Origin of the sequence: Xanthomonas rydalmerensis (assembly GCF_033170385.1) — a bacterium.
Classification (GTDB): Bacteria; Pseudomonadota; Gammaproteobacteria; order Xanthomonadales; family Xanthomonadaceae; genus Xanthomonas_A; species Xanthomonas_A rydalmerensis.
Map to the genome: position 1 here is coordinate 1,549,891 of NZ_CP126170.1, position 21,696 is coordinate 1,571,586.

Annotated in this window: 18 protein-coding genes; 12 read left to right on the forward strand and 6 right to left on the reverse strand. The window is 67.5% G+C overall.

Translation table 11 applies throughout. The features are described from left to right. Positions 1–98 precede the first annotated feature (98 nt). The 3 genes from QN245_RS06350 to QN245_RS06360 form a co-directional block, all read right to left on the reverse strand. On the reverse strand, positions 99–1,154 hold the full coding sequence (locus tag QN245_RS06350) for a glycosyl hydrolase family 18 protein (RefSeq protein ID WP_184446903.1): 1,056 nt from the start codon (positions 1,152–1,154) through the stop codon (positions 99–101). Further along, complete coding sequence (locus tag QN245_RS06355; RefSeq protein ID WP_184446902.1) at positions 1,151–2,845, reverse strand: alpha-L-fucosidase; 1,695 nt, start codon at positions 2,843–2,845, stop codon at positions 1,151–1,153. The genes QN245_RS06350 and QN245_RS06355 overlap by 4 nt, the downstream gene beginning before the upstream one ends. Before the next feature lie 99 nt (positions 2,846–2,944). Further along, positions 2,945–5,629, reverse strand: a complete 2,685-nt coding sequence (locus tag QN245_RS06360; protein WP_317844862.1) for a TonB-dependent receptor — start codon at positions 5,627–5,629, stop codon at positions 2,945–2,947. A gap of 873 nt (positions 5,630–6,502) precedes the next feature. Here QN245_RS06360 and QN245_RS06365 point away from each other — a divergent pair. Continuing rightward, a complete protein-coding gene (locus QN245_RS06365; protein WP_317845315.1) occupies positions 6,503–7,525 on the forward strand; it encodes a glucokinase family protein in 1,023 nt (340 codons plus the stop codon). A 277-nt stretch (positions 7,526–7,802) separates the two neighbouring features. Here QN245_RS06365 and QN245_RS06370 read toward each other — a convergent pair whose 3' ends face one another. Both QN245_RS06370 and bioA read right to left on the reverse strand, forming a co-directional pair. Then, a complete protein-coding gene (locus tag QN245_RS06370; protein ID WP_317844863.1) occupies positions 7,803–8,534 on the reverse strand; it encodes a 16S rRNA (uracil(1498)-N(3))-methyltransferase in 732 nt (243 codons plus the stop codon). Further along, positions 8,525–9,916 carry an adenosylmethionine--8-amino-7-oxononanoate transaminase gene (gene bioA / locus QN245_RS06375; RefSeq protein WP_160965568.1) on the reverse strand — a complete coding sequence of 464 codons (1,392 nt, stop codon included), beginning with the start codon at positions 9,914–9,916 and terminating at the stop codon, positions 8,525–8,527. Before bioA ends, QN245_RS06370 begins: the two co-directional genes overlap by 10 nt. 86 nt (positions 9,917–10,002) lie before the next feature. Between bioA and nudE the strand changes: the two genes are divergently transcribed. From nudE to QN245_RS06430, 11 genes are all read left to right on the forward strand, one after another. Further along, positions 10,003–10,545 carry an ADP compounds hydrolase NudE gene (nudE, locus tag QN245_RS06380; protein ID WP_202394582.1) on the forward strand — a complete coding sequence of 181 codons (543 nt, stop codon included), beginning with the start codon at positions 10,003–10,005 and terminating at the stop codon, positions 10,543–10,545. Continuing rightward, on the forward strand, positions 10,542–11,342 hold the full coding sequence (cysQ, locus tag QN245_RS06385; protein WP_160965564.1) for a 3'(2'),5'-bisphosphate nucleotidase CysQ: 801 nt from the start codon (positions 10,542–10,544) through the stop codon (positions 11,340–11,342). The genes nudE and cysQ overlap by 4 nt, the downstream gene beginning before the upstream one ends. A 129-nt stretch (positions 11,343–11,471) precedes the next feature. Beyond that, on the forward strand, positions 11,472–12,248 hold the full coding sequence (gene mazG / locus QN245_RS06390) for a nucleoside triphosphate pyrophosphohydrolase (RefSeq protein ID WP_260302993.1): 777 nt from the start codon (positions 11,472–11,474) through the stop codon (positions 12,246–12,248). After that, positions 12,245–12,568 carry a YnfA family protein gene (locus QN245_RS06395; protein WP_160965562.1) on the forward strand — a complete coding sequence of 108 codons (324 nt, stop codon included), beginning with the start codon at positions 12,245–12,247 and terminating at the stop codon, positions 12,566–12,568. The genes mazG and QN245_RS06395 overlap by 4 nt, the downstream gene beginning before the upstream one ends. A gap of 500 nt (positions 12,569–13,068) precedes the next feature. Continuing rightward, complete coding sequence (locus QN245_RS06400) at positions 13,069–13,371, forward strand: Mpo1-like protein (RefSeq protein WP_160965560.1); 303 nt, start codon at positions 13,069–13,071, stop codon at positions 13,369–13,371. Between the two features lie 68 nt (positions 13,372–13,439). Beyond that, positions 13,440–14,402, forward strand: a complete 963-nt coding sequence (locus tag QN245_RS06405; protein ID WP_160965558.1) for an SPFH domain-containing protein — start codon at positions 13,440–13,442, stop codon at positions 14,400–14,402. A gap of 3 nt (positions 14,403–14,405) precedes the next feature. Continuing rightward, complete coding sequence (locus QN245_RS06410; protein WP_160965556.1) at positions 14,406–14,837, forward strand: NfeD family protein; 432 nt, start codon at positions 14,406–14,408, stop codon at positions 14,835–14,837. A gap of 428 nt (positions 14,838–15,265) precedes the next feature. Next, the gene (gene gcvT, locus QN245_RS06415) at positions 15,266–16,372 is read left to right on the forward strand and encodes a glycine cleavage system aminomethyltransferase GcvT (protein ID WP_317844864.1); all 1,107 of its coding nucleotides are present in this window, start codon (positions 15,266–15,268) and stop codon (positions 16,370–16,372) included. Between the two features lie 100 nt (positions 16,373–16,472). Beyond that, positions 16,473–16,868, forward strand: a complete 396-nt coding sequence (gcvH, locus tag QN245_RS06420) for a glycine cleavage system protein GcvH (RefSeq protein ID WP_010344201.1) — start codon at positions 16,473–16,475, stop codon at positions 16,866–16,868. Between the two features lie 530 nt (positions 16,869–17,398). Next, positions 17,399–17,782, forward strand: a complete 384-nt coding sequence (locus QN245_RS06425) for a hypothetical protein (protein WP_317844865.1) — start codon at positions 17,399–17,401, stop codon at positions 17,780–17,782. A gap of 314 nt (positions 17,783–18,096) precedes the next feature. Next, the gene (locus tag QN245_RS06430) at positions 18,097–18,552 is read left to right on the forward strand and encodes a hypothetical protein (protein ID WP_010344200.1); all 456 of its coding nucleotides are present in this window, start codon (positions 18,097–18,099) and stop codon (positions 18,550–18,552) included. Positions 18,553–20,155: 1,603 nt separating this feature from the next. Here the strand turns inward: QN245_RS06430 and QN245_RS06435 are convergent. Then, positions 20,156–21,544, reverse strand: coding sequence for a serine hydrolase domain-containing protein (locus QN245_RS06435; protein WP_160965548.1), 1,389 nt, complete (start codon positions 21,542–21,544; stop codon positions 20,156–20,158). Positions 21,545–21,696 lie beyond the last annotated feature (152 nt).

Sequence of the window (21,696 nt, forward strand, 5' to 3'; positions counted from 1 at the left end):
GATGCGTATCGTAGAGGCTGTGGGGTAGCCTGGGGTGAGCGCGGCGCTTTCGCTGCGCGCCGCATGGCCTCGTCCCGCATCTCGATCGTGACCGCCGCTCAGCGCGCCGCGGTCGGCAGTTCGTCCCAGACCTTGGGATCTTCGGCGCCAAGCACCCAGCAGCTGAAGCCTTCCAGGCCGTACTGCTTGGTCAGCTCGTAACGCGCGCGGAAGCTGCGCGCGTCCGGGCGGAACACCCACTCGCGCATGTCGTCGCGGTAGAAGTAGAACCACGACTCCTGCTCCACCGGGTCCCATTGCACGGTGGCATGCTGCTCTTCCGCCAGCGGGAACGACTCGTCGGCGTCGATGTAGTCGGCGGTGATGTTCGAGGCTTCGGTGCCGTCGGCCTTGACCGGACTGCCGGTGTACCAGCGGTAGCCGTAGGTGGCGATGCCCAGCGACAGCTTGTCCTTCGGCACCTGGGTCAGCGCGTAGTCCAGGTGCTTCTTCATCCACACCATGCCGTCCACCGGGCCGGGCGTGGTCCAGCGGGTGTGCTGGTCGTAGGTCATCAGGCTGATCAGGTCGGCCGAGGCGCCCAGCGCCTTGAGGTCGTAGGCGCCGCGCCAGTATTCCCACATCCACTTGGAGAACGCCCCGCCTTCGGCATAGCCCGGCGCGTTCGGCACCACCGCCACCGACAGCTTGAAGCCGGCCTTGTGCAGCGCCTCGGCGGTCTGCTTGACCATCAGCGAATAGGCGTCGCGGTCGGTCCAGGCGATGCTCTCGAAATCGAACTGGAAGCCGTAGTAGCCGTGCTTGCGGCCGTGGATCAGCAGCGCCGCGATCATGCGCTGCTTGGCGTCCTCGTCGTGCAGCAGCTTGTGGAAGCCGTCGCGGCCGGCGGTCATCGACAGGATCGGCATCACCCGCAGCTTGTGCTGCTTGGCGATCTCGTACAGGTACAGGTTCGGGGTGCCGTTGACCAGGCCATTCTGATCCACGCCGTACCAGGTCGGCACCACCACGTCGATCTTGTCGACGTGGGCCAGGAACGCGTTCGTCGATTTCTGCGTGTTCATCAGATAGAACAGCGCGGTCGGGTTCTTGGCCATGGCCGGCCCGCAGGCCAGGGCGAGGGCGAACAGCAGCCCTGCGAAACGCTTCATCATCGGGAGGGATCCGTTGGCGGGGTGGGGGAGGACAGGTCGATGCGGAACACGTAGGCGTGTTCGCCCACCGGCTTGGCCGGCAGGCGCAGGTGCAGGCCGTCGGCGCGCTGCTCGAACGGCACCGGCTTGCCGTTGGCGAGCAGGGTGACGCCGCGCACGCCATCGGCCGGCTTCAGCGAGCGGATCAGCGCCTTGCCGTCGGCCGGCCAGCCGAGCTCGATCGCGTACAGCGCGCCGTGGCCGGTGGTGAAGCGGAAATCCTCGGGCGTGTACGGCTTGGTCTTGGTGTCCTGGAAGGTGCCGCCGACCACTTCGGTGGGGCCTTCGCCGTAGGTGCGCCATGGCGTGCTGTCGTAGATCGCCTCGCCGTTGGTCTTGAGCCACTTGCCGATCGACAACAGGATCGCGCGTTCGGTGTCCGGGATTGAGCCGTCGGCGCGCGGCCCGATGTTGAGCATCAGGTTGCCGTTCTTGCTGACCACGTCCACCAGCATGTGGATGATGAAGGTCGGGGTCTTGTAGGTGTCGTTCTCGACATAGCCCCAGGAGGCGTTGCTGACCGAGGTGTCGGTCTGCCAGTGCGTGGGATGGATGCCGGTGAGCTGGCCGCGTTCGATGTCCAACGTGCCGGCGCCCTCGGGGAAGGCGCCGAGCTTGTAGTTCACCACCACGCCGCCCTTGGCCGCGCCGTGGTTGTAGTAGTACGACAGCATCGTCGGCAGCGTGCCGCGGAAGGTCGGGTGCGCGATCCACCAATCGAAATAGATCAGGTCCGGGTCGTAGCGGTCGATCAATTCGGTGGTGCGCGCCAGCCAGTCGTCCAGCCAGGCCTGCGAGACCGGGGTCCAGTCGTTGTGCACGTCGGCGTCGTCCTTGCCTGGCAGCCGCACCTGCGCCGGGCCGTACAGGCCGGCGTAGCGCGGGTCGTTGACGTCCGAGTCGAACTGGCGGCCGCCGTCGAAGAACCAGTCGTGCTCGGCGCGGTGCGAGGACAGGCCGAAATGCAGGCCCTGCGCGCGGATCGCCTTGGACAGCTCGCCGATCACGTCGCGCTTGGGGCCCATCTTCACCGCGGTCCAGTCCGACAGCTGCGAGTCGTACATCGCGAAGCCGTCGTGGTGCTCGGCCACCGGCACCACGTAGCGGGCGCCGGAGTCGCGGAACAGCGTGGCCCAGGCCTGCGGATCGAACTTGGGCGCGGTGAACAGCGGGATCAGGTCCTTGTAGCCGAAGCGCGACTGCGGGCCGTAGGTCTGGCGGTGATGCAGGTAGTCCTTGCTGCCCTGCTGGTACATGTTGCGCGAGTACCACTCGTTGCCGAAGGCCGGCACCGAGAACACGCCCCAGTGGATGAAGATGCCGAACTTGGCGTTGTCGTACCAGGACGGCGAGCGGTACTGCTTGAGCGAGGTCCAGTCGGGCCGGAACGGTCCGCCGCGCGCGCCGTCGTTGGCTTCGCGCACCAGACGCGCGCGTTCGGGCGCGTACTTGGCGGTGGCCTGCAGCCACTGCTGGTCGATCTGTTCCGGACTGAGCGTGGTGGCGGTGGGCGCTGTCGGCGACGGCGCGTCCGCGGCGCCGGCGGGCAGGGCCGTCAGCGCGAGCATGAGGGCCAGCGCGCTGGCCAGGGTCTGGCGTGCGGCTCCGGCGTGGCGGGATCGGTCCGCACGGGGGCGGGTCTCGGTCGTCATGGAACGGCACTCCTTGTTGCAGAAGACGATGCCGGCGCAGCCGCGCCGGACACGAAAAAGCGCGCCACCGTGGAGGGACGGTGGCGCGCCGGTGCTACATCAGAACTTGAAGTTCAGCTGCGCCTGGTAGCCGCGGCCGTTTTTGTACATGCCGATCGGCGCGTACTTGACCTCGTTGTACCAGTAGTAGGTCGAGTCGAGCAGGTTGGTCGCGCTGAAGCTCACGCTCATCCAGTCGTTGATCTGATACGACGCGGTCAGATCCAGCTGCTTGTACTCGTCGGTGAACACCTGCGAATCCAGTCGGCCGATCTGAGTGAAGTACTTGGAGCGGTAGCTGTAGTTGACGCGCACCATCCACGGACCGTTTTCCCAGTAGGGGATCACGTTGTAGGTGTTCTTCGACAGGTACGGCAGGTTCAGGCCGGGACTGGTGTCGGCGGTGGCGTAGGTGTAGTTCGCCTGCAGACCGAAGCCGTAGCCGAAGGCCTGCTGGTAGTTCAGCGAGGCGCCCTTGACCTTGGCGTCGGAAGCGTTGATCGGCGAGTTCACCGTGAACAGGCCGCTCACTCCATTCACCGCATCGGTCAGCTGCTGCTGCGAGGTGGTGGTGACGATGTACGAGCTGATGTCGCGGTAGAACGCTTCCGCCGACAGCATGCTGGACGGGGCGAAGTACCACTCGGCGGCCAGATCGTAGTTGGTCGACTCGTAGGGCTTCAGGTCCGGGTTGCCGCCACTGGCGGTCAGGTTGCCGTTGCTGCTGTTGATGGTGAACGAGCCGGCCAGATCGCCGTAGCGCGGGCGTGCCATCACCTTGGCCACGGAGAAGCGCAGCACCTTGTCGGTGTCCAGATCGTAGGCCAGGTTGAAGCTCGGCAGCGGCTTGTAGTACTGCTTGCTCACCGTGGTCTGGTTGTAGGTGGCACCGCCGTCGTTGCTCTGCCAGAACTGCGACTTGTCCTTGGTGTCGACATAGCGCACACCCAGGTTGCCGCGCCAGGCACCGGACTCGAAGTTCAGCTGCGCGTACAGGTCGCTGGTGATTTCCTTGACGTCGAACGAGGAGCCGTAATCGGGCTTGTACGGCCCCTGCGGCTGCGAGCGCAGGTAGTTGATCACCGAGTTGAGGTTGGCGGTCGGCCAGTTGGTCAGGTCGCCGCTGGCGCCCAGGCCGTCGTACAGGCCGCTCGGGGTGCTGCCGGGGCTGAAGTCGGTCAGCGAGATCGCGTTGGTGGTGTTGATGCGGTTGCCGCGAGCATCGACGCCGTTGTCGTGGTTGATGTACTTGTAGCCTACCTGCAGCTTGTTCAGCGGGCCCCAATCCAGGTCGCGAGCGGCATCGAACTGGAAGTACTTCTCCTTGTCCGTGCTCTTGGCGTAATAGATGCCGCCGGCCTGCATCGCCGACTTGTCGGTGGAGCCGGGCGCCAGACCAGCCGGCGAACCGACCAGGCCCCAGTTGGAGGCGCTGCCGTTGTCGTAGGTGACGCCGGTGTTGCTGCCGTCGTAGTTGAAGTTATAGCCGCCCTTCTGCAGCAGGTACTTCATCAGGTACTCGGGGTTCTTGCCGCCGGTGGCCTCGGTGGTGCCGACCTGCGAGGTGAACACCCACTTCTCGCCGTAGAAGTCGTGGCGCAGGTTCAGGCTCTTGGTGGTGACGGTGCTTTCGCGGTAGTTGGTGTCGAGCTGCGCGTACGGCTGGCCATTGCCAGTCGCATCGGACAGCTTGCCTTCGACGATGTAGCCATTGTTGAGCGTGGCTTCGGTGAACTTGTCGCGGTCACCGCAGCCAGGGCAGACGTAGCGCGATTCGCTGAAGTTGTTGTACTTGCCCTTGATGTAGATGCCGGTCAGGTTCAACTCGTTCTGCTCGTTCGGCTTCCACTGCAGCGCGCCCTGCAGGCCGTTGCGCTCGCGGGTCTGCTGGAAGAAGGCGCTATTGATGCCGACCGGGAACTTGGCCGTATTGATGTCGCCGCTGCCATTGATCGTCGCGTTCGGATTAATCCGCGAGGAAACCGTGCCGTCGGCGTTGTAGGTGGTGCCGAGGCCGTAGCCGAAGAACTCGATGCCGGCGCGCGACAGGTCCTGCTTGTCGTGGGTGGCGGAGATCAACGCACCGAAGGTCTCGTCGTCGTTCTTCCAGCTCCACAGCGCCGAGCCGCGCGGATTGCCTTCTTCCGAGCGGTCGTTGTAGTTGTAGCCGATCGAGCCGCGGATGGTGTTCTTCGGCAGGTCCAGCGGCTTGCGGGTGTGCACGATCACGGTGCCGCCGATCGAGCCTTCGTCGATGCGCGCTTCCGGGGTCTTGTAGACCTCCATCAGGCCGATGATTTCCGGCGACAGCAGGGTGTAGTTGAAGGTACGGCCGCTGGTGTCGGTCGGGTTGCCGCCCCAGTCGCCCGAGGCGATGGTCTGGCCATTGAGCAGCACGCGGTTCAGCGCCGGATCGGTGCCGTTGATGCTGACCTTCTCGCCTTCGCCGAACTGGCGGTCCACGCTGATGCCCGGCAGGTGCGCCAGCGACTCGGCGGCATTGGTGTCCGGGAACTTGCCGATGTCCTCGGCGCTGATCGCATCGACGATGGAGTTGGCCGAGCGCTTCACCGCCTGGCTCTTCTCCAGCGAGGCGCGGTAGCCGGTGACGGTGATGGCATCCAGCTGCTGGACGTTCTTGGAATCCGCGTTGGCGGAAGCGGGCGCTTCCTGCGCGGCGGCGTTACCGGACAGGTACAGCGCGGCCATGATGCTGATGGCTAAGGTCGTGGTGCGGCTATTCATTGGCTAAACCTCTGGGTGAGTACTTGGGCATGAGGTGCAACCGATGTTCCGGCGTGCTGGCCGCTGCCCGGCCTTGTGGATGGCGCCGCGCCTGGTGGCGCTGCGCGGATCGCATCTCGATGCGCGTCGTCCGGTCGCTGACGCGGAAGTAGCCAACCGGCGGCATCGAGGGCGCCAGTCCTTCCTGTGTTCCTGCAGGTAACAACCAAGTCCAGCAATGAAGCAGTGCACCTGCTGCCTGGTCCGGGCGCGCTGCGTCCGTGCCCGGCATCGGGCGTGGTCTCGTCGGTTCGGGGGATGCCGCCCGCAGCGTCAGCGCGCGTCCTGCCACTTGGCGCGGGAGGAGCGGCGATGCGTCGCTGTGTCTGAATCCCCTGAACGTGGCATGTCTTGAAGTTGTAAAACTTGTGTGAGCCGAGTCTGTCGTAGCGCTGACAGCGTTGTCAACACCCGTTTCACGCGGTTTTGACGATTGCAAGCGAGGCTCGCTGCGGCATCTTTCCAGAGGCTTTCACGGGGTGTCCGGCGCCCGCTCTAGGTGCTTGTCTACAAAAGAAAACATGGCCGAACACGTGTGCGACACCGGCATCGCGGCCGACGGGCCCATGCGTGGCAAGGGCCGCCGGGGTGTCGGACAGGTCGCAGAAATTTGTGCAATGCGGCGAAGTTTTGCGACGGATGTTCACCCATGCAACGGATGGCGACCAGCGGCCATCCACATCACAAGGCGATCGGCCGCATGAAGTCGAGGCGATGAAGACAAAACGACAAGGCTGTGAAATTCATCTTGACAACGTTGTCAGGGTGATCGGACACTCGATCGATCAATCGGCCGAATCGGCGTGCGCCTGCTCTGGCGCAACGGGAGAAGACGTGTCCGCAAGCAGTTCATCAGTGGCAGCGGCCGTGCCGCGCGCCGAGCCCTTCATTGCTGCCGATGTAGGCGGAACCCATGTCCGGATCGGCCTGGTCGCGCGCGCTGCCGATGCCAGCCCGGCGCCGTCCGTCGATGTGCTGGATTACCGCAAGTACCGCTGCGCCGACTATCCCGGTCTGGCCGAGATCATCGGCGAGTTTCTGGACCAGGTGCAGGGCCCGAAGCCGACCCGCGGGGTGATCGCCAGCGCCGGTTATGCGCTCGAGGATGGCCGCGTCATCACCACCAATCTGCCGTGGACGCTGTCGCCCCCGGAGATCCGCGAACGCCTGGGTTTGAAGGCGCTGCATCTGGTCAACGATTTCGAAGCGGTGGCGTATGCGGCGGCGTCGATGGACGCCAGCGAAGTGCTGCATCTGACCGGGCCGCGCAAGGCGCAGCGCGGGCCGGCGTTGGTGATCGGTCCGGGCACCGGTCTTGGCGCCGCAGTGTGGATTCCCACCCATGGCGGCGCCGTGGTGCTGCCCACCGAAGCCGGCCATGCCGCGCTGCCGATCGGCAACGATCTGGAACTGGCGCTGGCGCAGCGCCTGTTGCGCGATCGCCCCTATGTGCCGATGGAGCATTTCCTGTCCGGCCCGGGCCTGCTCAATCTCTATCGCGTGTTGTGCGACCTGCGTGGCGCCACGCCCGCGCATGCCGCACCGGGCGACATCACCGCGGCCGCCCTGGCCGGCGGCGATCCACTGGCGCACGAGGCGCTGTCGGCGTTCTGCGGCCTGCTCGGCAGCGTGATCGGCGACATGGCGCTGCTGTACGGCGTGCAGGGCGGCATCTACCTGGCCGGCGGTTTCCTGCCGCAGATCGGCGCGTTCCTGTCCGCCAGCAGTTTCGTCGAGCGCTACTTGAACAAGGGCGCGATGCGTCCGGCGCTGGAGCAGATCCCCGTGAAGCTGGTCGAACACGGCCAGCTCGGGGTGATCGGCGCGGCGAACTGGTTCCTGCAGCAGCGTCACTGAGCCTGGCGCGGCGATGGCCGCGCCGATGGATGCGCGCCCTGCGGTTGAGCGCGTCGCGCAGACACTTATATATGTCCTCCACGCCAGCAGCGCCTGTTGCCGCTGCGATCGCGCCTGCGGGGTGACGTGCAGGCCGAGTAGGGAGCCACGTCCGTTCCTGTGCAGGTCACGGGTCGGGCGCTGTCGAATTCCCTGGGATTCCTCTCGCTTCCAGCGGCGCGAGCGCCCGCGGTGCCACCGGCGTGGCGTCGCTGGTTACGTCATCGCGTATGCGAACTCACAGGTCGCCGTGGTGCGCCTGCAGCGCCGCGATCGCGGCCAGGCCGGCGGTCTCGGTGCGCAGGATGCGCGGGCCCAGGCGCAGGCCGACGAAACCTGCCGTCTCCAGCGTGGTGCGGTCGCGCGGCGACCAGCCGCCTTCCGGGCCGATCGCGATCGTCGCCGCGTCGCCGCCGATGTCCAGCGAGCGCAGCCGGTGTTCGCCCTGCGGATCCAGGATCAGCCGGCACGGGCTGTCCGCCGCGGCGCGCGCGGCGTCGGCCAGCGCCAGCGGCGGGCTCAACTGCGGCACGCGCGCGCGGCCGGACTGTTCGCAGGCCGAGATCACCACGCTGCGCCAGTGCGCCACGCGCTTGTCCACCCGCGCCGCATCCAGCTTCACTTCGGTGCGCTCGGCCCACACCGGCACGATCGCGGCGACGCCGAGCTCGGTGGCCTTCTGCAGGATCAGGTCCATCTTCTCGCCGCGCGCCACGCCCTGCAGCAGGGTGATCGCCAGCGGCGACTCGTTGTCGGCCGGCCGCGCTGCGCCGATGCGCACGCTGGCGTTGCGCTTGCCGGCCTGCAGCAGTTCGGCGTCGTAATCGCAGCCGTCGCCGTTGAACAGCACGCAGGGATCGCCTTCGCGCAGCCGCAGCACGCGCAGCAGGTGATTGGCGACGTCCTCCGGCAGGCTCAGTTCGGCGCCGGCGTGCAGCGGCAGGTCCACGTGGCAGCGGGTCAGGCGCATGCCACCGCCTCGTCGATCGCCGCCAGGGTGGTTTCGGCCAGCAGCGCCAGTTGCGCGGCGTCCACGCAGTACGGCGGCATCCAGTACAGCACGTCGCCGAGCGGACGCAGCACCACCCCGCGCTCCAGCGCGGCGCGGTAGGCGTGCAGGCCGACGCGCGCGGACGCAGGGAAAGGTGTGCGCTTGTCGCCGTTGCGGGTGAGTTCGAACGCCACCACCATGCCGGCCTGGCGCACGTCGGCCACGTGCGCATGCTCGGCGAACGGGGCCGACAGCGCGCGCATGGTTTCGGCGGTGCTGCGGTTGCGCGCGATCACGTCGTCCTCCTGCAGGATCCGCAGCGACGCCAGCGCCGCCGCGCAGGCCAGCGGATTGCCGGTGTAGCTGTGCGAATGCAGGAAGGCGCGCTCGCGGCTGTCGTCGAGGAAGGCGTCGTACAGATGCTGGGTGGCCAGCACCGCCGACAGCGGCAGGAAGCCGCCGGTGAGGCCCTTGGACAGGCACAGCAGGTCCGGCATCACCCCGGCCTGCTCGCAGGCGAACAGGGTGCCGGTGCGGCCGAAACCGGTGGCGATCTCGTCGGCGATCAGGAAGGCGCCGTTGGCGTCGCACAGTTCGCGCGCCCGGCGCAGATAGGCCGGATCGTGCATGCGCATGCCGCCGGCGCACTGCAGGCGCGGTTCCAGGATCACCGCGCAGATCTCGCCGGGATGGCGGTCGAACAGGTCGGCCAGCGCATCGGCGGCGGCTTCGGCGCGTTCGCGCGCGCTCTGCCCGGGCGCGGCCTGGTAGGCGTCGGGCGAGGGCGCGAACAGCGCCTCGGCCAGCAGCGGCGCGTACACCCGCCGGTACAGCGGGATGTCGCCGACCGACAGCGCACCGATGGTCTCGCCGTGGTAGCCGTTCTCCAGCGCGACGAAGCGGGTGCGCCCCGGCTCGCCGCGGTTCTGGAAATAGTGGAAGGCCATCTTCAGCGCCACTTCCACGCCGGCCGAGCCGTTGTCGGCATAGAACACCTTGGCCAATGGCGCGCGCCCCTCCTGGCGCGGCGCCAGCGCCAGCAGCTGTTCGGCCAGCAGCACCGCCGGTTCGTGGCTGAAGCCGGCCAGCATCACCTGCTCCAGTTGCGTGGCCTGGGCGGCGATGGCGGCGGCGATGCGCGGCTCGCCGTGGCCGAACAGGTTGGTCCACCAGCTGCTCACCGCATCCAGGTAGCGGCGGCCGCCGTGGTCGATCAGCCAGGCGCCTTCGCCACGTGCGATCGGCACCAGGGGCAGGGTATCGGGGTGCTCGCGCATCTGCGTGCACGGGTGCCAAAGCACGGCCAGATCACGCGTGCGCCACGCGTCGGCCATCTGTGCTGCGGTCAGGTCTGATAGCATTTCGCGCTCATGAACAGGTTCTTCGCTCAGCGCATTCTATCGATCGACGCCGCCCGGCGCCGCAGGGTGCCGGCGTGACCCGGCCGTTGCCGGTCATCCACGCCGTGCGCGCGCGCAGCGAAACCGCTGCCGAGCGCCAGGTCGAGGAGCTGGACCTGGAATTCAGCAACGGCGAACGCCGCGTGTTCCACCGGCTCAAGGCGCCGGGCCACGGCGCGGTGGTGGTGGTGCCGATGCTGGATGCGCAGACCGTGCTGCTGGTGCGCGAATACGCCGCCGGCGTGCACCGCTACGAGCTGGGCCTGGTCAAGGGCCGCATCGATGCCGGCGAGACCCCGCTGCAGGCGGCCGACCGCGAGCTCAAGGAAGAGGCCGGCTACGGCGCGCGGCAACTGCGCGTGCTGCGCGCGATGACCCTGGCGCCGACCTACATGAGCCACCAGTCGTGGCTGGTGCTCGCGCAAGATCTCTATCCCGAACGACTAGCCGGCGACGAGCCGGAGGAATTGGAAGTGGTGCCCTGGAAATTGGCTGAACTGGATCAACTGATGTTGCGTGAAGATTTTTCCGAGGGGCGTTCGCTGGCGGCGCTGTTCATTGCCCGCGAGTGGCTGGGTCGCGCCGAATGATCCGTCTGACCAGTGATTTGCGCGAAACCGTGATCGCCATCGCCATCGATGCCGCCGCGGCGATCATGTCCGTCTACGCCACCGGCTTCGAGGTGGAGCACAAGGCCGATGCCAGTCCGTTGACCCAGGCCGACCTGGCCGCGCACCAGATCATCGTCGAAGGCCTGGAACGGCTCACCCCGGACCTGCCGGTGCTGTCCGAGGAATCGGCGCAGATTCCGTGGGAGGTGCGTGAGCACTGGACCACCTATTGGCTGGTCGATCCGCTCGACGGCACCCGCGAGTTCGTCAAGCGCAATGGCGAGTTCAGCGTCAACATCGCCCTGATCCACCAGGGTGCGCCGGTGTTCGGCGTGGTCCAGGCACCGGTGGACGGCCGCGTCTGGCATGCGGTGCGTGGCGAGCAGGCGTACCGTCGCGAAGGCTTTCGCGATACCGCGTTGAACACCCGCCGGCCGGCCACCGCGCCGCTGCGCGTGGCGGCGAGCCGTTCGCACCGCGACGCGCGCACCGACGCGCTGCTGCAGCGCATGGGCGAGATCGAACTCGTCGCGCAGGGTTCCTCGCTGAAGTTCTGCCGGATCGCCGACGGCGACCTGGACGTGTACCCGCGCTTCGGCCCGACCTCGGAGTGGGACACCGCCGCCGGGCAGTGCGTGCTGCAGGCCGCCGGCGGTGCGCTGCTGGCCGCCGCGACCGGCAAGCCGTTCCGCTACAACCGCCGCGAATCGCTGCTCAACGGCGACTTCGTGGCGCTGGGCGATCCGGCGCTGCCCTGGCGCGACTGGCTGGGCTGAGCCGCGCCGCGAGCGCGCGCTGCATGGCGCGCGCTCTGCCACACTAGGCGGCAGGCGGCAGCGGTGCCGTCGCATCGGAACCTGCCCGTGACTCCAGCCCGCTACGACCTTCCCGCCCTGCTCGACATCATGGCGCGCCTGCGCGATCCCGCGCGGGGCTGCCCCTGGGATCTGGAGCAGGATTTCGCCAGCATCGCCGCGTACACGATCGAAGAGGCCTACGAAGTGGCCGACGCGATCGACCGCCAGGATCTGGCCGGGCTGAAGGACGAACTCGGCGATCTGCTGCTGCAGGTGGTGTTCCATGCGCAGATGGCGCGCGAGCAGGGGGCGTTCGGCTTCGACGATGTGGTCGCGGCGATCTGCGACAAGATGGTGCGCCGCCACCCGCACGTGTTCGGCGACAGCCAGGTCGCCGATGCCCAGCAGCAGACGCTGAAGTGGGAAGAGATCAAGCGCGCCGAGCGCGCCGCCGCCGGCGAGCGAGACGGCTCGGCGCTGGCCGGCATCGCGCGCGGGCTGCCGGAATGGCAGCGTGCGCTGAAGCTGCAGTCGCGCGCGGCGCGGGTCGGCTTCGACTGGCCCGGCCCGGCGCCGGTGCTGGACAAGGTGCAGGAAGAACTCGAGGAAGTGCGCGCGGAACTGGCACAGGGCGCCGCGGCCGATCCGGCACGGCTGCAGGACGAGATCGGCGACCTGCTGTTCGTCTGCGCCAACCTGGCGCGGCACGCCGAGGTCGATGTCGGCGCCGCGCTGCGCCACGCCAACCTCAAGTTCGAGCGCCGCTTCCGCGCGATGGAGCGGCTGGCGCAGCAGGACGGTGGTGCGCTGGACGGCCTGGCCCTGATGGAGCAGGAGGCGTACTGGCAGCGCGCCAAGGACGAAGAGCGCGCCGCAGCCGGATGAAGACGCTGCTGCTGTTCGTGCTGACCGCCGTCGCGGAAATCGTCGGCTGCTACCTGCCTTATCTCTGGCTGCGCGAACAGCGCAGCGCCTGGCTGCTGTTGCCGGCCGCAGGCAGCCTGGCGGCCTTCGTCTGGCTGCTGACCCTGCATCCGGCCGCCAGCGGCCGCGTCTACGCGGCCTACGGCGGCGTCTATGTCGCCGTCGCCTTGCTGTGGTTGTGGACGGTGCAGGGGATGCGCCCCACGCGCTGGGACCTGCTCGGCGCCGGGCTGTGCCTGCTCGGCATGGCGGTGATCATGTTCGCGCCACGCCAGGGCTGAGGTCTGCGCGGCAGGCTGTCTTGCGACAACGAGAGGCCGGCCAGCGCGTAGGAGCGGCTTCAGCCGCGACGGGCGTTCCCGGTAAAGCCCTTCGCGGCTGAAGCCGCTCCTACAGGACACATTTCGTTGCGATTGGCGGTGCTCTGCAGCGGCGCAACGTGCCATCGGCGAGTCGTGTAGCGGCTGAACCCGTTCCTGCGAAACTCACCGCACGTCCCGCTGCGTTGGCGCTGCGCAGCGCGTGAATGGAGATGACCCGACGCCTTGCCCGCAACGCGATGACGTGTCCCGCTTCCGAGGCGTTGTGCCCTGCAGCAGTTCTTTGCAGGTGGGCGGTTTCCATGCGGTCACCGAATCGTAGACATGCCTGGTGCGGCGCTGCGGTCTCTTGCGTGAGCACATCCGGCGACCGCACCTGCGCGTCGCATCCGTGCGCTGCGAGCGACACCCGCGCTCCCGGCGTATGCTGGACGCCTGCGTTGCCTCGGGAGGGCCATCGCATGCGCCGCTTCGCCAGCTTCCGTGAGTTCTATCCGTTCTATCTGAGCGAGCACCGGCATCGGGTGTCGCGACGGCTGCATTTCGTCGGCAGCCTCGGCGTGCTGGCGAGCCTGCTGCTGGCACTGTGCACCGGCCAGCCGCGCTGGCTGTGGGCGGCGCCGGTCTGCGGCTACGGCTGCGCCTGGATCGGCCATTTCGTGTTCGAGAAGAACCGGCCAGCCACCTTCAAGCACCCGCTGTACTCGCTCGCCGGCGACTGGGTGATGTTCAAGGACATGCTGCTGGGCCGCATCCGCTGGTGACCGGCACGTGCGCCTGCGCTGGCTATACTGCCGATTCGATTCCTTATTCTGGTTAATGGAGCAACCTGATGCCGTCTACCTTCTTCCTCACGCTGGTGATCCTGTTCTTCGGCGTGGTGGTGCTGTTCAAGACCGTGCGCATGGTGCCGCAGGGCTTCCAGTGGACGGTGGAGCGCTTCGGCCGCTACACCCACACGCTCTCGCCCGGCCTGCACTTCCTGATCCCGTGGATGTATGGCGTGGGCCGCAAGGTCAACATGATGGAACAGGTGCTGGACGTGCCCAGCCAGGACGTCATCACCAAGGACAACGCGGTGGTGCGGGTGGACGGCGTGGTGTTCTTCCAGGTGCTGGATGCCGCCAAGGCGGCGTATGAAGTGTCCAACCTGGAGATCGCCACCATCGCGCTGGTGCAGACCAACATCCGTACCGTGATCGGCTCGATGGACCTGGACGAGTCGCTGAGCCAGCGCGAGACCATCAACGCGCAGCTGTTGAACGTGGTCGACCATGCCACCAATCCGTGGGGCATCAAGGTCACCCGCATCGAGATCCGCGATATCCAGCCGCCGCGCGACCTGATCGACTCGATGGCCCGGCAGATGAAGGCCGAGCGCGAGAAGCGCGCGCAGATCCTCGAAGCGGAGGGCTCGCGGCAGTCGGAGATCCTGCGCGCCGACGGCGAGAAGCAGGCGGCGGTGCTGGAGGCCGAAGGCCGCAAGGAAGCCGCGTTCCGCGACGCCGAGGCGCGCGAGCGCCTGGCCGAAGCCGAAGCGCGGGCGACGGCGATGGTGTCCAAGGCGATCGCCGAGGGCGACGTGCAGGCGATCAACTACTTCATCGCGCAGAAGTACGTGGAGGCGTTCAAGGAACTGGCCACCGCGCCGAACCAGAAGTTCGTGCTGATGCCGATGGAGTCCAGCGGCATCATCGGTTCGATCGCCGGCATCGCCGAACTGGCACGCGAGGCGCTGAACAAGCAGACCACCCCGCCGGCGGTGCCGCGCGTGCCGCCGCGCAACGGAGTCTGAGCCATGCGCATTGAGGTGGTGGCCTGGGGTGCCCTGACCTTGCTGCTGTTCGCGGCCGAATCGCTGGCGCCGGGCGCCTTCATGCTGTGGATGGGCTTCGCCGCCGCAGCGGTGTTTCTTGCGGTACTGGTGTTCCCGGACATCTCCCTGCTGCTGCAGGTCGGCGCGTTCGTGGTGCTGAGCTTCGTCTCGATCCAGGTGTATCGCACCTGGTTCCGCAACCGCGGCCGGGCCAGTGACCAGCCGCTGCTCAACCGCCGCGCCGAGCAATTGATCGGCCGCGTGGTGATCCTGGATCAGCCGATCCACGGTGGCCGCGGCCGCGCCAAGGTCGACGATGCGTTCTGGGTGGTCGGCGGCCCCGACCTGCCCGCGGGCAGCGCGGTGCGTATCGTCGGCGTGGACGGCATGACGCTGCTCGTCCAGGCTGCTTGAAAGCCGGGATTGGGGAGTCGGGATTGGGGATTCGCAGGAGCGGCTTCAGCCGCGACCCGAGATCGATGGCAGGTCGCGGCTGAACCTGTTCCTGCGTAGTGCGTTATCGGGCGCCAGTCCTTCGGATCGGGACGGCCGCCCCTACGAATCCCCAATCCCGAATCCCCAATCCCAGCCTTCGCTGAAGCCGCTCCTGCGGCGCTGCGCGATCGAGCGCCAGTCCTTCGGGTCCAGGAAGGCCGCTCTTGCGAATCCCAAATCCCGACTCCCCAATCCCAGCCTTCGCTGAAGCCGCTCCTACGGCACTGCGTGATCGAGCGCCAGTCCTTCGGATCCAGGACAGCCGCTCTTACGAATCCCCAATCCCGACTCCCCACTCCCGGCTCCACGCCAGCGATAATGGGGGACTTTTCTCACGGACCCGCGCCATGACCCAGAAGACCATCCTCAACGACAGCCATCGCGCCCTCGGCGCCAAGATGGTCGACTTCGGCGGCTGGGACATGCCGATCCACTACGGCTCGCAGATCGACGAACACCACCAGGTGCGCGGCGACGCCGGCATGTTCGACGTCAGCCACATGACCGTGGTCGATCTGCACGGCGAGCAGGTCCGCGCGTTCCTGCGCCATCTGCTGGCCAATTCGGTGGACAAGCTGAAGGCGCCGGGCAAGGCGCTGTACACCTGCATGCTCAACCCGCAGGGCGGGGTGATCGACGATCTGATCGTCTATTACATGTCCGATGCGTTCTTCCGCCTGGTGGTCAACGCCGCCACCCGCGCCAAGGACTTGGCGTGGATCGGCGAGCAGGCGCAGGCGTTCGGCGTGCAGGTCCGCGAGCGCGACGACTTCGCGATGATCGCGGTGCAGGGGCCGAACGCGCGCGCCAAGGCGATCGGCCTGTTGCGCGAGCAGGACCGTGCCGCGGCGCAGAAGCTCGGCCGCTTCGCCGCGATCGAGGCGACCTCGATCGACGGCGTGCCGCTGTTCGTCGCGCGCACCGGCTACACCGGCGAGGACGGCTTCGAGATCGTGCTGCCGCAAGAGCAGGCGCCTGCGTTCTGGGATGCGCTGATCGCTGCCGGGGTCAAGCCGGCTGGCCTGGGCGCGCGCGACACGCTGCGCCTGGAAGCGGGCATGAACCTCTACGGCCAGGACATGGACGACAGCGTCTCGCCCTACGAGGCCGCGCTGGCCTGGACCGTCACCCTCGACGAGGGCCGCGACTTCATCGGCCGCGCCGTGCTCGAGGCGCAGAAGGCCGGCGGCGCGCCGCGGCAGATGATCGGCCTGGTGATGGACGAGAAGGGCGTGCTGCGCCACGGGCAGAAGGTGCTGACCGCCAACGGCGACGGCGAGATCCTGTCCGGCACCTTCTCGCCGACGCTGGGCAAGGCGATCGCCTTCGCGCGGGTGCCGGCCGGTGAGCCGGGCGCGGTGCGCGTGGACATCCGCGGCAAGGAAGTGCCGGTGCGCGTGGTCAAGTTCCCGTTCGTGCGCGAAGGCCAGGTCCAGCCCGGCGTGCTCGGCTGAGTCCGGGCCGCGACCGCGGCGCGCGCGCCATCGTTCCCGCGCGCGCGGTTCGCTACACTAGCCTCCCATCCTCGATACCGTCTTCTTCCGGAGCAGCCCCATGAGCGAGATCCCTGGCGACCTCAAATTCCTCAAGTCCCACGAGTGGGCCCGCGTCGAAGGTAACGGTCGCGTGACCATCGGCATCTCCGACCATGCCCAGGGCCTGCTCGGCGATCTGGTCTATGTCGAACTGCCGAACGTCGGCGATCACGTCGAAGCCGGCAACGGCGTGGCCGTGGTCGAGTCGGTCAAGGCCGCCTCGGACGTGTACAGCCCGCTGAGCGGCAAGGTGGTCGAGGTCAACACCGCGCTGAGCGACAAGCCGGAAACGATCAACGAAGACGCCTACGGCGAAGGCTGGATCCTGGTGCTGGAAGCGGACGATGCCGAGCAGTTGAACGAACTGCTGTCGCCGGACGAGTACGCCGAACTGCTCGAGGAAGACGGCCACTGAGCCGACTGCCCGTCGCGACACCCGAACCGGCCGCCCAGTGCGGCCGGTTTCTTTTTGGGCGCCGCGCGGTGCGGTCTCCACCGTCCGCGCGTCGGCGGCGCCATTCTTTGCATGGCTATCCCGGAACCCGCGTCGCCGGCGTCGCCGCGTGCGTCGCTGCGAAGACGATGTGAGGTCGTCGCCGGGCAGCACCGCGAGGGCAACGCGTTCGACCTGGCTGTAGGTAGCTGATGCATGCGATCCACGCTTCGGTCGGTGCCGGTTTTCCGACGCGGCGCAGATGCAGCACGGCATGCAGGGCGCGACGTGGGGTAGCGACGCGGGCAGTGGCGACGTGGCGCGCGCTTCGCACGTCGCCGATGTGCGACGGCGCGGTGTGTGCCGGCGTCAGCCGGTGACCTGTGCGATCCGCGCCGGTCGACACACCCATGCGACGGCATCGGTGGAAGCACGAGTGGAAGTGGACGAGGGCAGTCGCATGCGTGGCGGTGTGTCGGCGACGTGTGTGCAGGGCGTGCCGCGGTGGTGCGATGTGTCGCGTCTCGGCGACGCGGTACGCGACGCATCGCGCGCGTCGAGGTCGCCGCACGACGCAAAAAAGTTTGCGCACTTTTGCGCATTTGCACTTGTGCGATGCCGGAACCGCACGCGGTCGCGAAATTTTTTTTCAGCTAGCGGACAGGCTGGCGCGCACCGTCGCAGTTGCCGCCGACGCGTCGCCGATGCCTGTCCGCAACGCGATGGCGGCAGTGCGTCGTTGCAGAAAACACGGAAATTTCCCTGCTTTTTTTGCATGCGCCGATTTCCTTGCGGTATCGGCAGCGACGCTCGGCGGCATCGGCGAGGCGGCCGGCGTGGCGTGCGGCGGACGCGGCGCGCGCGCCAGCGAAAAAAAATTTGCGCAGAAGTGTTGACAGTAAAAAAAACCGTGATTAGGTTTCGCCCAGCAGACGTTGCTGCGCAAGCGAGTGAATCGGATCGACATCAAAACGCGAAGCACAACTTGGACATCCGCCAGGAACCCGAAGATGGTGGAGTTGGAGTCGCTTCCCTCCGAGAAACGCAACGTCTCCCCTGGCATCGCACCCGTATCGACATTCGGTACGGGTGTTTCTGTATCCGATCCGGCCCGCAGCGCGCGCCGGCGGTTCCCGCAGGCGGAGCATCGCCGCGAGGTTGCTTTAACTGGGCATTTTCAATCCATAGTTCACTGACGAGGAGCCATCCCATGGCGACGAAAAAAGCTGCGAAAAAGCCGGCCGCTAAGAAGGCGGTCAAGAAGACTGCCGCCAAGAAGCCGGCAGCGAAGAAGGTTTCGGTAAAGAAGGCGGTCAAGAAGGTCGCCAAGAAGGTGGCCAAGAAGGTCGCCAAGGTGAAGAAGGCGGTCAAGAAGGCCGTTGCCAAGAAGGCAGTGAAGAAGACGGCAAAGAAGGCCGCCACCAAGAAGACCGCGAAGAAGGCCGTCGCCAAGAAGGCGGTGAAGAAGACCGCGAAGAAGGCTGCGACCAAGAAGACCGCGGCGAAGAAGACGGTGAAGAAGTCGGCTGCCAAGAAGCCGGCCGCGAAGAAGGCAACTGCGAAGAAGGCCACCGCCAAGAAGACCGTGGCGAAGAAGAAGCCGGCCGCTCGCAAGAAGAAGGCCGCTCCGGTCGCGCTGCCGGCAACGCCCGCGCCGCTGATCTGATCCATCCCGATCGCTGTTCCTAGACTCTCTCCCCGGTGCCCAGCGGGGAGGGAGTTTTTTATTTGCGGTGGCTTGCCGTGCGCGATCGCAGCCTACGTCTGGACCCGGCCGCATCCGCGGCGCCGCCTGTCCCAATCCACGCCGACCGTCCTCTGCGCCCCGATTGCAGGTCGCGATGTGGACAGTGTCTTTGCGACTCGCACTGAGCGCGGCTGACTAGCGACGCCTGGACGTCCCGCCTGTCTCAACCACGCAGGCTGTCCTCTGCGCCCCGCCCCGCATGCCAGGTCGCGACGTGGACACCGTGCCTGTGCGTTTCTACCCGCGTACCGCTGACTGGCGGCGCCTGCCGCGTCCCTCTGCCTCAACCCACGCCGAGCGCCCTCTGTGCCTTGCCTGCAAGGTCGCGACGTCGGCGTTGTGCCGTGCGTCTCGTACCGCGCATCGCTGACTGGCAGCACCTGCTGCGTGCGCCCGTCTCAACTCACTTCGACGGTCCCCTGTGCGCTGATTCGTCAGTCGCCATAGGTGTTCTGCCTGTGCACCTCCCATCCAGATCGCGACTGCACGTCGTGCCATCGCTGCGTTGTCGGACGCCTGTGGCGATGGTGGTACATCCGTCGGGCGTCGGGACTTCCCGACGTGCGCGTGCCGCCTCGGCAACCACGTGCGCACCACGCGTGAGCAGGCGGGGAGCGGGAGCGACCTCCGCCACAGCGATAAGCATTCCGCCTATGTGTCTCGTATCGGGAGCGAACCTGCACGTCGGGCCGCCGCTTCGGGTCGGGTGCCAGTTGATGGCGCGCATCCATCAGGTCTTCCCGACGTGCGCGTACCGCCTCGGCGAACGCGCGAGCAGGCGGGTGCGGTGAGCGACTGCGTCACGGCGACACGCCTGTCACGCCACGCCGGTGGGCGGCAGGCAAGGGGAGGCGCACCCAAGTGAATGCACACACCCTGACGAAGACCACCTGACCGCCGCGATGCGCGGCTGCGGGAGGAATCGAGAATGCCTGGCGTCCGCGGATCCGTCGAGGCATCGTGCGCCGTGCGTGCTCTGCGTGCTGTTCGTAGCGTGCGCCGCGGCGCGCCAGTGCGCCACGCCGAACGCTCGATAGGTCATTGGTCTTCGCCGGTTGCATGGACGGCAGGCGCGATGCGCGCTGCCCATTGCTTGCGTGCGGTGCTACATCTAGCCGCCAGCATGCCGGCGGCGGCAGCGGGACGGCGCCGCAGGGCGCGTGCTGTCCGCCAGATGCGGGATCGCGGACGACGCAGCGAAGCGCAGCGTGCGTCTTGCGTGGTTGTGGAGAGGGATGGCGCACGGCTGGAGCGGCCGCATGCAGGCGCCCTCCACCCTGTTCCGCTGTGGCTGTGGCTGTGGCTGTGGCCGTCGCCGATCGTTCGTCGTGGATTGCCGTCGGCCGTTGCGACGCCGCGCTGCCGCGACGTGACCGTGCCGCCCCATGGCCGCATCGCCGCAACTGGAACAGCGCACATCCGGCGATGGCGGGGCACGAGCTGTCTGCAGCGCATCCACACCTGCAGACAGCAGAAAGGCGGCTTGCGCCGCCTTCTGCGAGGATGCTGCGGGACACCGCGCTCAGTGCGGCGAGGCCACCGACTTGGACGAGGACGCGCCCTTCTTGTCCTTCGGGTCCGGACGCTCGGCCATCAGGTTGTCGCTGCCGAAGTCGGTGTCCACGTCCAGCCAGCGCTGCGCCGGCAGGCCGATCGCGCGGTCGAGGACGGTCGGCAGCAGGCCCGAGGGCAGGCCGCTTTCGCCGTTCCACAGGATCGCCACAGCGAAGTCGCGTTCCGGCACCAGCGCGATCAGGCCCCGGTAGCCCTGCACCGCGCCGGCATGGAAGATCACCTGGTGGCCGGAGTAGTCGAACACGCGCCAGCCCAGCGCGTAGCTGGCCGAGTTGACCCGCGCGCGGCGCCAGCCCGAGCGCATCTCGCCCGGGGTGAGGATCAGCGGTGCGTGCAGGGTCGCCAGCAGCGGCTCCGGCAGCACGTCCGGGCGATGCCCGGTCTGCGCGATCAGCCACTGCGCCATGTCGCTGATGCTGGCGTTGACGCCGGCGGCGGGCGCCAGGCGGTAGTAGGTCGGCTTGGGCGTCAGCGAGACCCAGCCGTTGCGGCTGCGCACGTGCGGGCGCGCCCAGCGCGGGCTGGCCTGGATGCCGGCCAGGCCCATGCTGGCGTCGTTCATGCCCAGCGGCTTGAAGATGCGGCGCTCCACCGACTGCTCGTAGAAGCTGCCGGACGCGGCGAACACCACGTCGCCGATCAGGCTGAAGGCGACGTTCTGGTAGGCGTAGCACTCGCCCGGCGCGCACTTCAGCGGCGCATAGGCCAGCTTGTGGCTGAGCGTGTAGTAGTCGAGGTTGGATTCGACGTCGCGGTCGTAGGCGTTGTAGGTGAGACCGACGCGGTGGCTGAGCAGGTCGGCGACGTTCAACTGGCGCGTGGCCACCGGATCGCTGAGCTGGAAGCCAGGCACGTAGTCGACGACCTTGCTGTCCCAGCGCAGGGTGCCGTCGTTGACCAGCAGGCCGGCCATGGTGCCGGCGAACGCCTTGGACAGCGAGGCCAGGCGGAACACGGTGTGCGCATCGACCGGCTCGGGACGGTTGACGTCGGTGACGCCGTAGCCGCGCGCGCTGAGCACCTGGCCGTTGTGCACGATGGCCATCGCCAGGCCGGGCACGCGCTCGCCATAGGTCAACTGTTCGGCCACAGACTCCAGCGCGGCGACGTCGAAGTCCCTGGCCAGCGGCAGCACCTGGCTCTGGGTGAGCGAGGCGCGGTAGGGCAGCGGCTGGGTCGGCGAGGTGTAGCGCGTGGCTTCGGTGTGCAGCGGCGGCGGCAGCGGTTGCGCGGGCGCCGGCGTCTGTGCGGTGGAGGACATCGCAAAGGGCAGCAATGCCCCGAGCAACCCGGTTGCCACCGGTCGAAGGAGCCGGTGCCTGCTGTTCTGTGTCATTGCGCCTGAGGCCTGTGAGGTGCTGCCGGCCACGATTCTAGCGCCGGATTTCTCGAATGCACAAACTGGGAGAAGATGAATAGGCATCGCCTTGATCCTGCTGGGGATTTCCCGCGTCGGACGGGGTGCGCAGGCCCGCCAGCGAGGGGCGG